The organism is Dolichospermum flos-aquae CCAP 1403/13F, assembly GCF_012516395.1.
Classification (GTDB): domain Bacteria; phylum Cyanobacteriota; class Cyanobacteriia; order Cyanobacteriales; family Nostocaceae; genus Dolichospermum; species Dolichospermum lemmermannii.
Window position 1 is genome coordinate 4,402,264 of record NZ_CP051206.1, and the last position, 15,350, is coordinate 4,417,613.

A 15,350-nucleotide genomic window follows, 5' to 3' on the forward strand; every position below is an offset into this window, starting at 1 on the left:
TTATAAATAAGTCGAAATAATGTTGTTACTGCTAATACCTTTGTCATGGATGAACTGGAGAACTGGGAGAATTTCCCTGAGTATTTTTAGGATTTTTATCTCAGAAAAATTGCCCTGTTCAACTAATTCTTCTTCTAGAGTTTGTCCAGAAATATATTCTTGAACTAAATAAAAAAACTGCTCTGACTTATTTATTTTTAGGTTAGGAACTGTAATCGTAAAAAAAGCAAATAATTTAGGTATTTGCTGATGTTCATTACCTATTTCTTCTAAAACTCCTGCTTCTTGTGTAAATAAAATTCTGGCTTTTTCTAAGGCATCTTCCGTTAAATTACCACTTGGTTGAAATTGCTTAACTACACATTGACGCATTCTCGGAGTATCACGATCAATTGCCAAAAAAGCAGCACCAAATCCCCCCCTAGCCAAAAGTTTAATTGGCAAATAGTGGTCACGTAAAATCAGAGGCATACCGCAGTTAGTACAAAATTTTTGCGGTACTGTTTTTAGTGTTTTAATATCATCTAAATCAGGAAAGTGATTTTTAGGATGTTGACAGTGGGGACGAGTGCAGCAGACTTCCATATTATTTGTTATTCAAATGAGTCATTGGTCATTAGAAATTTGTCGTTAACTAATGACTTTTGACTGGTAACAAGGTTTTTAATTGGCATCAGAACCGTTAGATGTTGCTATATCCAATGTACTATTTATCACTTGATTGATTTGTGATAATTTTAACACCTCCTGTGTCCAGGCTGGGTTAGCAAACTGAGGTAAAATTTCCTGACTAAAAGCTTCTGCGGCTTTGGATCTATAGCGATTGGGGTTACATATTAGCCAGAGTGTCCGCTTCACCACTACTCCTTCGATAGGGGTACGATGGAGAACACCCATTTGTAACTCCTTAGCGATCGCTGAAGTAGAAACAAAGGCAGCACCTAAGCCAGATTGGACAGCGTTTTTAATAGCTTCTATGGAATTTAGTTCCATTTCAAACTTAAACCGCCTAGTGTCAATATCACAACGGGCTAAAACCTGATCAATGACTTTGCGAATAGTTGATTGGGAGTCAAGAGCAATGAATTGTAGTTTATATAGGTCTTCTTTTTGAATTGTTTCTAATTTGGCAAAGGGATGGGATGTGGGTAAAATGAGTACCAATTCATCTTCAGCATAGGGAACAGTTTCTAAAGATTCCGCTAATTCAGTGGGAATTTCCCCACCAATAATTGCTAGATCAACCTGGCCATTAGATACACTCCAAGCCGTGCGACGGGTAGAATGGACGTGCAATTGTACAGCTACATCTGGATATTTTTGGCGAAATAAGCCGATCATTTTTGGTAACAGATAAGTGCCAGTGGTTTGGGAAGCACCAACAATCAATGTACCTCCTTGGAGATTTTGTAAATCTTCAATGGCGCGGCAGGTTTCCTGACACAAACTGAGGATTTTGTCCCCATAGCTCAGAAGTAGATGTCCCGCTTCAGTCAATTGAGCGCGACGGCCTCCTCTGTCAAATAGGGGAACATCCAGTTGTCGTTCCAGGTTTTGAACTTGCAAACTCACAGCAGGTTGGGAGACGTAAAGGCTATCAGCAGCCCGCTTAAAACTCCCTTCTTGGGCGATCGCTTTGAGAATTCGTAACTGATCTAAAGTAAAAGGAAGGTCAGACATAAGGCTTAACCCACAACCTGGGATTCATGAGCAACTTTAAAAATAAATCAAAATGAATAGTTTGGTGACTAAGCATGATTTATGGCATTGTTAAGATTTGAACAACTAACTAAAATACTTACCACAACATCTTGACAAAAATCTTCCTGTATATAATCAAGCATTCAGCCGTCAGCCTTCAGCTATCAGATTTTAAGACGGAAATACAGGTAATTAAAACTAATTGCCTGGGTGTAACTTCAAGAAAATGAATAATTCGTCTTCTTTACTCCTGTTCTTGGCTGACTACTGATAGCTGATAGCTTACACCAGTCAAGATGTTTACCAATAGTAGCTTCTTTGAATTTGAATTTTGAATTGAGTTGTATATATGATGTCCAATCCTTGGTTTACCTCCAGTCATTTTGTCATACTAGGGTTACAATTAGTTTTTGCGATCGCCCATAGCGGGGGGGCTGCTGTGCGTCCTTGGGCAGAAAAATACCTTGGACCGAGGCTTTATCGCATTATCTTTGCATTAATTAGCCTGCCTTTGGCTGTGATCTTAATTGTTTACTTTTTTAATCACCGTTACGATGGCTGGCAACTTTGGCAGGTACAAGGTATACCAGGAGTGGGAGCATTAGTTTGGGTACTATCAGCTATATCCTTTTTATTTTTATATCCTGCTACCTTCAATCTACTAGAAATTGCGGCTATTCAAAAGCCCCAAGTTCATCTTTATGAAACAGGGATTATCCGTATTACCCGTCATCCCCAAATGGTAGGACAGGTTATTTGGTGTGTAGCCCATACCCTGTGGTTAGGAACTAGTTTCACTCTTGTTACCTCAATCGGTTTAGTAATACATCACCTATTTGGAGTATGGCATGGCGATCGCCGTTTAAGTCAACGCTATGGAGAAGCTTTTGAGATGGTCAAACAACGGACTTCGATTATCCCCTTTCAAGCGATTATTGATGGCCGTCAATCTTGGAACTGGGAAGAATTTCTCCGCCCTGCTTATTTAGGAGTTGCCATTTTTACTGGTCTATTATGGTGGTCGCACCCCTTGTTATTAGTGGCAACAAGTAGGATAATGTGGTAGTTTACTCTGATCCCCAAGATCAACAAAACATATAAATTTAATAGAACTTTGTGCTGATCACTTGCTACCAAAACAATGTATGATAGACTCAAACATATATCATTAAACTGTTGAAAACTGGGATTGGGGAAAGAATTTATCCGCCAGGCTGAAGTGGGTTTTATGGTAGACAAAAAGTCACCATCTACCTTAGTCGAAACGGTAAATAAATATCAATGTATAGACTGCACCCAGCCGCGCTCTCAGCATTGTAAAATTTTTCACAAGCAATAGCAATCAGGATTGGAAATGGAGAACAGCCAGCGCGACAATCACGGTGGCTTTTTTGTCAGCAGGAAAACATGAAAATCCTCAATTTAAAATTTAAACCCCAAAATGGGATAACTTACCAATTTGCTGCTGCTGACAGCTAATTTTGAGATAAAAACCTTATAATCACGAGAGGCATCATAGTGTTGTCGGTTAATGAACGGACATTTACTCAAGAAGTTTTAGAATCTTCAGTTCCTGTTTTGGTTAATTTTGAAGCGCCCTGGTGTGGACTATGTCGCATCATTCACCCGCTATTATTACAATTCCAGGCTGAATGTGGTGATGAACTTAAATTGGTGGGAGTCAACGCTGACCAAAATTTTAAGTTGTCTAATACCTATAGACTGAAATCACTACCGACTTTACTATTAATTGAAAAAGGTATAGTCAAACAACGTTTAGAAGGTTTTCCCGGTAAAGACGATTTACGTCAAGCCTTAGAAGCAATTAAATTCACCTATACAAGTCACGAGAAAATAGGTATAGCAGGAGTCAGGGGGCAGGGAGCAGGGGGAAAGAATTATTCCAATCACAACTGACAACTAACAACTGACAACTGTACGGGCGAAGCATTTGGAGAACTATTTTTGGCAATGACCGATAATTTATCTTCCAAATGCTTCGCCCCTACTAACAACTGACCAAATATAAAACCATGCTTAACACTCCACCTAAAGGGTATCAGGTGGGGTATTTTATCCTCAAGGGTGTGTGTCACAATTATTAGCAGTTCTGATTATTCAGTTAACTCAAGTTTGAAGTGGGAAAATTCAAGCTAACTTGAAAGTATTGGGCTATCAGAAGTAGCTTATTTCTTTTCAATCAGCAATCCCCAATTGAATTTTCATTTTTTGGGCATCTTCTCAATTCAATATATTTGTACAGAATTCTAAAAGTAGGCGTTAGTGATGGAAGTAATCTATCAGTATGCCTGGCTGATTCCAGTATTACCTCTCTTGGGAGCAATGCTGGTCGGTCTAGGGCTAATCTCGATAAATCAGGTGACAAACCGCCTGCGACAGTTGAATGCTGTAGTTATTATCTCCCTCATGGGAGCTTCTATGGCACTGTCGTTGGCTTTGCTGTGGAGTCAATTTCAAGGCCATGCGTCTTATCTTTGGACTGTGGAATGGGCATCAGCCGGGAATTTTCACCTGACGATGGGCTACACTATTGACCACCTGACATCTCTAATGCTGGTGATTGTCACCACAGTAGCCGTTTTGGTGATGATTTACACCGATGGCTACATGGCGCATGATCCGGGTTATGTGCGGTTTTATGCCTATCTCAGCTTGTTTGGCTCTTCCATGTTAGGTTTGGTGGTCAGTCCCAACCTAGTACAAGTTTACATTTTCTGGGAATTGGTGGGGATGTGTTCCTACCTCCTAGTGGGCTTTTGGTATGACCGCAAAGCCGCAGCAGATGCTTGTCAAAAGGCATTTGTCACAAATCGGGTCGGTGACTTCGGTTTATTATTGGGCATTTTGGGGCTGTTCTGGGCGACAGGCAGCTTTGATTTCATGGTTATGGGCGATCGCCTATCCAACCTAGTAGAAACCGGCTCTATTAGCAATTTCCTCGCCATTGTCCTAGCGATTCTCGTCTTCCTTGGCCCTGTGGCTAAATCTGCCCAATTCCCCCTCCATGTCTGGCTACCAGATGCCATGGAAGGTCCTACACCTATTTCTGCCCTAATTCATGCGGCAACAATGGTAGCGGCGGGTGTATTCCTAATTGCCCGGATGTACCCAGTATTTGAAAATGTCCCAGCCGCAATGAACGTAATTGCTTATACTGGGGCATTTACAGCGTTTTTAGGGGCAACTATCGCCATTACCCAAAACGACATCAAGAAGGGTTTGGCTTATTCCACCATTTCCCAACTTGGTTACATGATCATGGCTATGGGTGTGGGTGCTTACAGTGCCGGCTTATTCCACCTCATGACCCACGCTTATTTTAAAGCGATGCTATTCTTGGGTTCTGGTTCGGTAATTCATGGCATGGAAGCAGTTGTGGGTCATGACCCTGTATTAGCGCAGGATATGCGTTTAATGGGCGGACTGCGGAAATATATGCCCGTGACCAGTTTCACCTTTTTGATTGGTTGCTTGGCCATTGCGGGGATTCCTCCCTTTGCTGGTTTCTGGTCAAAAGATGAAATTCTCGGTGCTGCTTTTGCTGCTAACCCCTTCCTGTGGTTTATTGGTTGGGTGACAGCGGGGATTACAGCTTTTTATATGTTTAGAATGTATTTCTCAACATTTGAAGGTAAATTCCGGGGTAATGACGAGAAAATCAAGGTAAAACTCAAAAATGCGGCTGCTGCTTTGGCTGAAAAGTCAGGGACATTAGAACTAGTGCCTAATTTTGGTCCTGGGGCGATGAAAAAGGGTGAATTGGCCAGTCACTCCCATGACTCCCACAGCCATGAGCCTCATGAGTCTCCTTGGACGATGAGTTTACCGTTGGTGGTGTTGGCTATTCCTTCAATGTTGATTGGTTTGGTGGGGACTCCCTACGCCAATTATTTTGAGCAGTTTATCTTTCCTCCTAGCGAAACTTTAGCGGAAGTTATGGAAAAGGCTGCGGAATTTGACCCCCATGAGTTTTACATTATGGCGGGTAGTTCTGTGGCGGTTTCTGTGATTGGGATTACTTTGGCGGTGCTGATGTATTTGGCTCGCAAAATTGATCCTAGTGCGATCGCTAAAAACATTCAACCGCTATACGATCTATCTTTGAACAAATGGTACTTTGATGACATTTATCATCGTGTCTTTGTGCTTGGTTTGCGTCGTGTGGCTAGACAAGTTATGGAAGTTGATTTCCGCGTTGTTGATGGCGCTGTCAATCTCACGGGTTTCTTTACTCTTGTCAGTGGTGAAGGTTTGAAATACTTGGAAAGCGGTCGGGTTCAATTCTATGCCTTGATCGTTTTTGGGGCTGTTTTGGGCTTGGTGATTGTTTTTGGTGTTACCTGATTTTAATGGGGGCGGTTTGTCCGCCCCTGGATTATGAAGGTTTCGCGCAAAGACGCTAAGGAGCAAAGGCGCAGGGTTAATGAACCACGAAGGGACGAAGGACACGAAGGAAGAAGGAAGGAAGAAGGAAGGAATATAGATAATGTTGCATATAGGTTTATTTGAGTTAAGATTGCTAAATAAGGTATAAAAACATCTATTTTCATCTACCATGTGGACACCCCATCAATCTATTAATGACGGTAAATATATTATTCAAAATGTTTTGGGTGAAGGTGGTTTTGGGATTACCTATAGCGCCAGAGAAACAAGTACCGGGGAAATAGTCGCTATCAAAACTTTGAACGGGAAGCGACAAAGGGCTAAGGATTTTCCTAAGCAACAAGAAAGATTTGTTAATGAGGCTTTTAATCTCCGCGCTTTTTCTCATCCCCATATTGTCAAAGTCTATAAGATGATTCAGGAAGATGGACTTTGGGGAATGGTGATGGAATTTATTGATGGTGTAGATTTGAATGATTATGTGGATGAAAATGGTCAATTATCGGAAGATGATGCACTATTATATATTGACCAAATCGGACAAGCTTTGGAATATATTCACCAACAAGATGGGATGATTCATCGGGATATCAAACCCCATAATATGGTCTTACGTCGCGGCAAAAAGGAAGCGGTTTTAGTTGATTTTGGTTTAGCTTGTAATATTGATAAATTCACAACTAGGGATGGACGCACCCCTGGTTATGCACCACCAGAACAGTATACTCCTGGTGAACAGTTAGGTTTTTATACGGATGTTTATGCTTTAGCGACAACACTTTATTATTTATTGACTGCGGATGGAATGAAAGATAAGGATGAATATATACATGAGTCCATTATTCGCAAGTATAGTTCTTTAGCTTTAAAGCCACCACAATATTATAATTCTCGCATTAGTGACAGAGTGAATGATGCGATTATTAAGGGTATGGAGTTGGAAGTAGAAAACCGTCCTCAAACGGTGGGAGAGTTTCGGGAATTATTGGGTTTGCTTATTCCACCCATTCTAGAGGTGTTGGATGAAATGTCTCTAGATCAAGCAGTAGAATTAAAATCAGCCGTAGGCATAGACTATACTCAACTGCGTAACTTATTAGCAGCAAGGAAATGGAAAGAAGCTGATGAAGAAACAGCACGGATAATGTTATCCGTTGCGAAAAGAGAAGAGGAAGATTGGTTAGATGCTGAAGACATTCATAATTTCCCTTGTGAAGACCTCCACACCATTGACCAATTGTGGGTGAAATACAGCAATGGACGCTTTGGTTTTTCTGTCCAGCAGCGCATTTATCAAAGTATGGGGGGTACTAGGAAGTTCAACCCAAGTGTTTTGGACGCGTTTGGCGACACAGTAGGATGGAGAAAAGAAGGAAACTGGTTGTATTACAAAAATATTACTTTTGATGAAACAGCACCAGAAGCCTTCCTCCCAACATTGGGAAAAGGTAGGGAGTATAGAGGTATACTAGGAGTCCAAGAGGCTGTAGTTAGAATATTAGCTATGGTAATTGCTGGCTTCTACTCTCGCGTCGAGACTTGTTATCTTCCCGATTCAAAGTCTGATATTCAAAATCCCAAATTAGCTTCTGTAGTTTCTTTAGAATCGCTTGAAATATCAGCAGTAGGAATGGACTACAGGAAACTGCGTAACTTACTTGCTGCCAGGAAGTGGGAAGAAGCTGATGAAGAAACAGCACGGGTAATGTTGTCCGTTGCAAAACAGCAAGAATCGTTGCGTGTTAAAGAAGATATTGACAATTTCCCCTGTGAAGACCTTCGCACTATTGACTACTTGTGGGTTAAGTACAGTAATGGTCGCTTTGGCTTTTCTGTCCAAAAACGGATTTATGAGAATTTGGGTGGAACGAGGAAGTACGACGAAAAAATTAAGGACGCGTTTGGCGACACAGTAGGGTGGAGAAAAGGAGGAAGTTGGTTAGATAGTAGTAGTGAAACTATTTTTGATATAAAAGCACCGGAAGGCCACCTACCAGTGTTGGGAATGGTAGCTGGGGGTGGCAGTGGCGGTGTAGGTGAGGGGAGAAAATTAGATTGGTGGGGGTGTCTACTTTCTCGTTTCGACACTTGTGGTACTCCTAATACAAAATCTGAATCTGAAATTAAACATCTCAAGCTATCACAATTAGATGATGTTGAACTCATATCAGATGTGGGCATGGACTACAGCAAACTGCGTGACTTCCTCGCAACTGGGAAATGGAAACAAGCTGATGAAGAAACAAAAAAGGTAATGTTAGCGGTTGCGAAACGCACAAAGGAAGGTTGGTTAGATGTTGAAAGTATTGATAAATTTCCCTGTCAAGACCTCCAAACTATAGACCAATTATGGTTAGAATACAGCAATGGGCGTTTCGGCTTCTCTGTCCAAAACCGCATTTATGAAAATTTGGGGTCGAGATTGAATTTACAAGACTGGGATAAGTTCGGACAAACCGTAGGCTGGAAGAAAAACAAAGAAAAGGAAAGTAGCTGGTTGTTATACAAAGATATTACTTTTGATATAAAAGCACCAGAAGGTCACCTCCCCGTAGGTCATTTAAGTGAAATTAAAGTGCTGATGATGGGTAAATGGGAGGTAATATATGAGGCGGGCGGGTCTTCGTTTGGTATGGGTTTATGGGCTTGGTTCTTCTCTCGCGTCGAGACTTGTAACCTTTAACATATAACCTTCATAATCAGGATATAGTATTTTTAGGATGAAGAAAAACCACTAATCTTAAAAATTCCCAATCTGAAAAAATAAAATTACCACTCAAATCCTCTTAATCCTCTAATCCTGATCATGTTAATTCTGACTATGAAAAGAAATTTTCATAATCGTCATGACTACCAATCCAGAACCATGTAACTGTATCACTATCCAAAACGCCAATTGCTCGATAATTGAGATTTATCCTCACAGACCAAATATTTTCCTGGTTATTTATACATTTGAAATGCAAAGACGGATAAAAAGGATTTTCTCTCCATAAGCGGTAAGCTTTTCTCGCACTCTGTCTAACTTGCTTGTCAAGAGACTGATATTCATCCCAAAAAGAAGGAAGGGTTGCTGACTTCATAGGTGTTTATAACCTCTAACTGTATATACACCAAATGTATATTTTTCTGAAGCCAGATCAAAATCCTGAATTTATAATTTGTCATAGTCCATTGGTTTTGCAAGTCCTTCCGCAATCTCTCTTCTAGCACGTTGAGCAGATGCAATCAATTTATTTTGAGTTTTCTTAAATGAATTATCCCATTTAAGTTCATCTTGTAAATCTGCCAAATATTCTCTAAGATGTTCTGCAATTGTGTCTTGTAAATCTTGAGGTAAAGATTCCATCATTTTAACTACAGTAGTAATTGCTGGAGATGACATAATCTAATTTCCTTTTGAACTTCACCAGTTTATTATACTAATAATAACTCAATCTTAAGTCCTTAGTGTGCATTAGGAGCGCGAAATTCTATAAAACATACATTAAATTATGAGCGCGACGTAACTCACATTAATTAATGAGATTAAAATTAATTATTTTTGGTGCGTTATACTTCACGAACACACCCTACCGTCTGAATCAGGATATCCAGGATTTAAGGATGTACAGGATGTAGAAAAAACTCATCTTTAAAGTTTTATTTACTTAAATTTGGAGGAAAAGCAACATCCTCATAAACATCAGCGAGAGGACAATAAAAATTCACACTGGTTAATTCTAATTGTTGATTTCCTCTATAGCTATAAAGAACCCATCTTTCTTCGGAATTGCGCCGGAAACAATCAATTCGTTGCCGATTTTGACCAACTAAAACATATTCTTGTAAAGTGTCTAATTCTTGATAATCACTAAATTTATCACCTCTATCTAAGGCTTCTGTAGAAGGTGATAAAACTTCAATAATTAAACTCGGATATCGTTTAAAATATTCAAATTGTGTATCTCTTGAATCGAAAGTTACCATAATATCAGGATAATAGAAAATATCTAGAGATTCAATTCTTGCTTTCATGTCAGCGACGTAAAGCCGACATCCTGTACCACGAATATGATTTCTTAAAAGGGCAACTAAGTTAGCGGTAATTGTTACATGGGCATCACTAGCACCAGCCATTGCGTAAATTTGCCCTTGGATATATTCATGTTTAATAGGGCTAGATTTTTCAGCTTGTAAGTATTCTTCTATGGAAATATAGGGTTGAAATTGGCTAAGAGTCATATATTTTTACGGTTACTATGAGATAATTGTAATTTTTCTAGTATAGCAATTATTAATATTTTTTATTTCTTGCAAAGGCGCAAAGGGGCAAACTAAAAATCAAACCCGAAACAAAGGTGTTTTTGTCATTTACCTATTGACAAATGATAGATTTCCAGGATTTAAGGATGTACAGGATGAAGAAAAAAAACTAACCTTAAAAATCTGGAATATTCCCAGATTCATAAAAAAATCCTGATGTCTATTTATGCCAAGTGTACAGACTGAAACATCTGAAACACCTACCTCATTGTCAGTTTATTTGTAATTACACTTTCTCTTTTGCTGGTGGCACAATACCCAACTTATTTAACCCTGAATCAATATCTCTCAATAACTTAAAATCATCCTCCGGCAAAGAATAGCTATTACTACTAACTAAACCCCCAACAGGCTGTTTTTCTAAAAACGCAAATGCTTGACGAAATTGTTGCGGTTCGACTTTAATCGGGGCATTAAAATGACAGGGAATAATCCATTGAAAATCCCAACTAGCAACTTTATTAGCCCAATTTATTGTTTCTGTGGGTGCGCGATTTAAAATCAAACTTTGTAAAATTGGGGCAACAAATATCCGCCCATTTCCTTGTAAAATATCAAATGAATCTTGCCAATTTTCCCGCCATTGGAAGGGGAAAAACCCGAAATAGGCTTTTCTCGAACGTTCTGGAGCTTTTTCGGCATCACGCCATACTTCACCCCATGTAGGTACTTCTAACACACTGGGACTGAAATACAAGGCAAATAATGTGATTCGCTGCCACCCTTTACGGCGGTTTGCTGAGGTATCTGCAACGATGTCAAAGGCTTTATCCTTCGCGTGGTAGAGTAAGGGATAGGGGTCAAGTTGGACAATTGCAGGTGGCTCTGCTGGTACTGAAACTATGGTATCTGTAACTAAGAGAATGTGCGATCGCTTGTGGAAAAAAACCACCTCTGCAAACTTACCCAAACCCAAATCAATCAGTCCCAAGATTGCATAATCAAAATCTTCAGCAAAAGGGGCTTCCTGGCTATTTTCAGGCAGTATGTGAGTACGTTTACCGGGTAAACCCAACCAACTTAAAGGCAGATTGATCGGAAAACTCCATTGTCCGGGAGCGACAAATACCTGTGCAGCGGGAAAGCGTCGTGCAAAGGGACCAACGAATACTTTATGTTCTATTCCCGATATCGTAGGCAAAATAATATACTTAACATCACCGTGTTCTGCCACCAACTCATTCAGCAACCGGACACATTCTCCTGTGGGTGCGACAGGTGCATAAACCAGCAAACCGCCTTTTTCTAGCTTAACTACAGTCATGCGAATTGGCACAACTACATAGAAAATTCCCTGCAATTGGTCAAAGGTCCAGATAGTATCTTTGACAACTTCTTTACGGATAGTGCGACGTTTACCGTAAGGGTAAATTGGCACAACAGGCCAAAACCGCCATGCAAAATCCTGGGGATAAATTTGTTCTGTGTCTTCACTTTCCACCACTTTGCGAACCTCTCTCAATTCCCAATACTCAGATTTTTGTTGCCTTGACAAAATTGGAGTTTAGCAAATTATGGGAGTGATCAACATAAGATTTCTGACTTCTTAGAGAAGTTGGGTTTCTAAGCATGAGAGATTTTTATATTTATTTCATATCCCAGCTTGAGTTAATACCTCACTTAAATCAGCAACTAAATCTAAATTTTCTGCCCATTCGGCTAAATAAGCATAATCCAAATTATCTGCTTGTAACTTAATTATCCCCAAAACATCACGCCATTGTTTTTCTGATTTACTTCCCTTTCCCCAGCGCAGTTTTTGTAAAATAATATCTTCTGCTGAAGCTATCCAAAAAGCAGGTATTCCACCTAAATCAATTAATACTCTCCGATTCATTTGTGATATAGCAAAAGGTGAATTATCAGTAATATATATATCAGCATTAGCAATAGTTTCTGTATGGGTAATATTCAACATATTTCCCAAACCTTGTTGCAAATCTTCTACCGCACCTGCTGGACAATAATATCCAGATGCTTCTAAAGTTTTTACCAGTAAATCTATTTGATTTGGTTTAACTTCTATCACCAAATCTAAATCACGAGTAGAACGTGGTTCTCCATGAATAGAACTAGCAACACCTCGATTAACATAGTAATCAATATTAATTGATTCAAAAAGTTGATGTAATTCTCCTGCTAAAGAAATTGAATCTTGAATCCACATATTTTCATTAATACCTTTTGGTTGAAAATCAGGAGTAAATTTTTCTCCTAATACAGCACGGGTAAATAAATTACGAATTTCCTGTATAGTTGAATTGCGATTTCGAGATTTAATTCCTATCAGACATAGTTTTTTAACTCCTCGTTCATGGCTAATAAATCTTTCTATGCGTTGTTTTAATGATAATTGTCGCCATTTTTGAAAGAAATAAATATCAGCTTCTATTGCTGTATCTTGGCTTTGGGGTTGATAATTAGATTTGGGAATTTTTGGGAAAGATAATCTTGATTTTTCTAGCATTGCTAATTTTATAGTATTCTTGAATATTGAGTATTTAACCTGTAACTTACATTATACTCAAAATATCACGTTTTTCTGATGTAGTGCTTATGTGCGTGTGATTGATGCTTGAAAAGTTAAATTATTAAATTTTATTGAGAGAATGTTTTAAAAAATACAAAACCTGTTACACTGAAATACATAATTAGAGATTAAATTTAAATTGCATAAAGTCACATGAAATTACGAGCAATATCAGACCTCAAAAATAAAATTATTCTTGGGGATAATTTATCTGTACTCAAACAAATAGAAAATGATACTTTTGATTTAATCATTACTTCACCACCATATTTTCAGCAACGTAATTATGGAAATGGTGATTTAGGTATTGGTAATGAAACAACTGAATCAGAATATTTAAAAAATATCCTCACAGTTTTTGGGGAATGTGTGCGCGTTTTAAAAAAAACTGGAGTAATAGTTTTTAATTTAGGAGATAAATATATCAACGGAAGTTTATCTCTAATTCCTTATAAATTTGCAATTCAAGCCACCCAAAATCAAAATATTTTTCTTATTAATCAAATTACATGGTCAAAACTCAATCCTACACCACGTCAAGATAAAAGAAAATTAATACAAGCTACAGAACCTTTTTTCATATTTGCTAAATCAAAAGATTATTATTTTAATTTGGATAACTATTTACAACACTTGGATAGTTTTAACAAAAGCGTTAAAAGTAAACCCTCTGATAAATTAGGTAAAAAATATGTGGAATTAATCAAAAATTCTGATTTAAGTGAAGAACAAAAAAATAATGCTATTAAAGCATTAAATCAAGCTATTTCAGCAGTACACAATAGAGAAATTGAAGGATTTAGAATGAAAATTCATGGTATACATAAATTAGCTTATGGTGGACAAGATGGAGGAAGAAATAACCAAATCAAGAATAATGGTTTTACTATTATTAGAATTTTAGGAAACACGATGAAAAAAGACATTATTGAAAGTCCGGTGGAAATTACTAAAAATAATCATCATCCAGCAGTTTATCCGATGTATATTATTCAAGAACTGATTAAATTATTAACTCAACAAGGTGATTTTGTCCTTGATCCTTTTTGTGGTAGTGGTACAACTTGTATCGCAGCTAGAAATTTAAATAGAAATTATTTAGGAATTGAAATCAATCCTGATTATGTAAACTTAGCTAATAACCGTATGGAAGAATCTGATTCTCAACAACAGGAATTATTTATATGAAATATGATTATAATCAAGAAATAGAAAGACTAGAAAAATCCTATCAGCAATCACTTGAATTAGTTAAAAATCAATCATTCACAGAATTTGATCAAGAAATAAAAAACTTTGTAGATATTTTTATTCAAAAAATAGAAACCGATAAATCTTTAATTCAAGTAATTATTACCACCCTACTCAAGAAAATAATTAAACCTGAACAAGATATCAGGTTACACATGGCTAAGTTTATCAATGGATATTCCGCAAGAGTTCTTGATACTAAGGTAACTACACCCTTTTTTAAAAGTAAATTTCCTAAATATGCTAATAAAGAAACTGCATTTTTAACTAAAGCAACACGCGCAGAAATTATCTGGAATTTTGAGGAGGGATTTAAATTACCATTAAGGAGTAAAAGCTTAGTTACACCTTTTTTACAACTAATTGATAAAATTGAAAATCAAACAATTGATATTGAAAATTGTTTAGTTTATATCTTAGCACAATTATATCTTATTTCCCAATCTCAAGAAATAGTTTTTACAGAAACTTTAGAAATTGTTAATTCTGTAAATATTATCAATATTAATACAGTGATGAAAATGGTGGAAAGACATTTTGCAGAACCATCAAGTTCTCGACTACCAGTTATTGTAATTTTTGCTATCTATGAACAACTATTGAAAACTGTCCGCAGATTTGAAAATAAAATATTACTACCTTTAAATGTTCATACTTCTGCGGATAAACATGGTTATGGTGATATAGAAATAAGAGATAACTATAACAATCCGTTTGAAATATTAGAAATAAAACACAATATTCCTATTGATAGAAATATGATATTAGATATAGTCAAAAAATCTGCTAATACAACAATAAAAAGGTATTATATTCTAACGACATACAAAACCTGTTTTATTAATAAAGATGAGGAGGAGTATATTAATGAATTGATTTTGAATATTAAAAGAGAATGTGATTTAGAAATTATTGCTAATGGCATTGTGAATACTTTAAAATATTACTTACGTTTTATAGAAGATTATCATGAATTCATTAACACATATACCGAAGAATTAGTAAAAGATGCTAAAAATTCAACAGAAGTTAAAGATTCTCATATTCAAGCTTGGCAAATAATTTTACAAAAATATATATAGTAGTGTGACCCACAATCAGTATTACTAATAAATAGTGGATTAGGACGCATTAACATTATTCTATTTTTTAGATA

At 37.4% G+C, this 15,350-nt stretch carries 14 protein-coding genes; 6 read left to right on the top strand and 8 right to left on the bottom strand.

Features of this window, described 5'->3' with window-relative positions; translation table 11 throughout:
- Window positions 1–585 carry a 4-Cys prefix domain-containing protein gene (locus tag HGD76_RS20990; protein ID WP_168696928.1) on the bottom strand — a complete coding sequence of 195 codons (585 nt, stop codon included), beginning with the start codon at window positions 583–585 and terminating at the stop codon, window positions 1–3.
- 78 nt (window positions 586–663) lie between these two features.
- Window positions 664–1,680 (bottom strand): LysR family transcriptional regulator, encoded by a 1,017-nt coding sequence (locus HGD76_RS20995; RefSeq protein WP_168696929.1) that lies wholly within the window; start codon window positions 1,678–1,680, stop codon window positions 664–666.
- A gap of 370 nt (window positions 1,681–2,050) precedes the next feature.
- On the opposite strand from HGD76_RS20995, the gene HGD76_RS21000 reads away from it, so the two are divergent.
- Both HGD76_RS21000 and HGD76_RS21005 read left to right on the top strand, forming a co-directional pair.
- The gene (locus HGD76_RS21000) at window positions 2,051–2,767 is read left to right on the top strand and encodes an NnrU family protein (RefSeq protein ID WP_015081038.1); all 717 of its coding nucleotides are present in this window, start codon (window positions 2,051–2,053) and stop codon (window positions 2,765–2,767) included.
- 449 nt (window positions 2,768–3,216) lie between these two features.
- Window positions 3,217–3,618 carry a thioredoxin family protein gene (locus HGD76_RS21005; protein ID WP_168697521.1) on the top strand — a complete coding sequence of 134 codons (402 nt, stop codon included), beginning with the start codon at window positions 3,217–3,219 and terminating at the stop codon, window positions 3,616–3,618.
- Here HGD76_RS21005 and HGD76_RS21010 read toward each other — a convergent pair.
- Complete coding sequence (locus tag HGD76_RS21010) at window positions 3,609–3,797, bottom strand: hypothetical protein (protein WP_168694559.1); 189 nt, start codon at window positions 3,795–3,797, stop codon at window positions 3,609–3,611. The two genes, HGD76_RS21005 and HGD76_RS21010, sit on opposite strands and share 10 nt — an antisense overlap.
- Before the next feature lie 190 nt (window positions 3,798–3,987).
- Here HGD76_RS21010 and HGD76_RS21015 point away from each other — a divergent pair, with 190 nt between their 5' ends.
- Window positions 3,988–6,066: an NAD(P)H-quinone oxidoreductase subunit 5 gene (locus tag HGD76_RS21015; RefSeq protein ID WP_168696930.1), complete on the top strand. Its 2,079-nt coding sequence runs from the start codon at window positions 3,988–3,990 to the stop codon at window positions 6,064–6,066.
- A 211-nt stretch (window positions 6,067–6,277) separates the two neighbouring features.
- A complete protein-coding gene (locus HGD76_RS26140; RefSeq protein WP_325064816.1) occupies window positions 6,278–8,791 on the top strand; it encodes a GUN4 domain-containing protein in 2,514 nt (837 codons plus the stop codon).
- Between the two features lie 136 nt (window positions 8,792–8,927).
- On the opposite strand, the gene HGD76_RS21030 is transcribed toward HGD76_RS26140, so the two are convergent.
- The 5 genes from HGD76_RS21030 to HGD76_RS21050 form a co-directional block, all read right to left on the bottom strand.
- On the bottom strand, window positions 8,928–9,191 hold the full coding sequence (locus tag HGD76_RS21030; protein ID WP_168696931.1) for a type II toxin-antitoxin system RelE family toxin: 264 nt from the start codon (window positions 9,189–9,191) through the stop codon (window positions 8,928–8,930).
- A gap of 71 nt (window positions 9,192–9,262) precedes the next feature.
- Complete coding sequence (locus HGD76_RS21035) at window positions 9,263–9,493, bottom strand: hypothetical protein (RefSeq protein ID WP_168696932.1); 231 nt, start codon at window positions 9,491–9,493, stop codon at window positions 9,263–9,265.
- A 257-nt stretch (window positions 9,494–9,750) separates the two neighbouring features.
- Window positions 9,751–10,332, bottom strand: a complete 582-nt coding sequence (locus HGD76_RS21040) for a Uma2 family endonuclease (protein ID WP_168696933.1) — start codon at window positions 10,330–10,332, stop codon at window positions 9,751–9,753.
- Window positions 10,333–10,639: 307 nt separating this feature from the next.
- The gene (locus tag HGD76_RS21045) at window positions 10,640–11,857 is read right to left on the bottom strand and encodes a DUF4336 domain-containing protein (RefSeq protein ID WP_210967663.1); all 1,218 of its coding nucleotides are present in this window, start codon (window positions 11,855–11,857) and stop codon (window positions 10,640–10,642) included.
- A gap of 147 nt (window positions 11,858–12,004) precedes the next feature.
- Window positions 12,005–12,880, bottom strand: a complete 876-nt coding sequence (locus HGD76_RS21050) for a hypothetical protein (RefSeq protein ID WP_168696934.1) — start codon at window positions 12,878–12,880, stop codon at window positions 12,005–12,007.
- A gap of 216 nt (window positions 12,881–13,096) precedes the next feature.
- On the opposite strand from HGD76_RS21050, the gene HGD76_RS21055 reads away from it, so the two are divergent.
- Window positions 13,097–14,131 (top strand): DNA-methyltransferase, encoded by a 1,035-nt coding sequence (locus tag HGD76_RS21055; protein WP_168696935.1) that lies wholly within the window; start codon window positions 13,097–13,099, stop codon window positions 14,129–14,131.
- A complete protein-coding gene (locus HGD76_RS21060; protein ID WP_168696936.1) occupies window positions 14,128–15,276 on the top strand; it encodes a DNA methyltransferase in 1,149 nt (382 codons plus the stop codon). The genes HGD76_RS21055 and HGD76_RS21060 overlap by 4 nt, the downstream gene beginning before the upstream one ends.
- The last annotated feature ends 74 nt before the right edge of the window (window positions 15,277–15,350 follow it).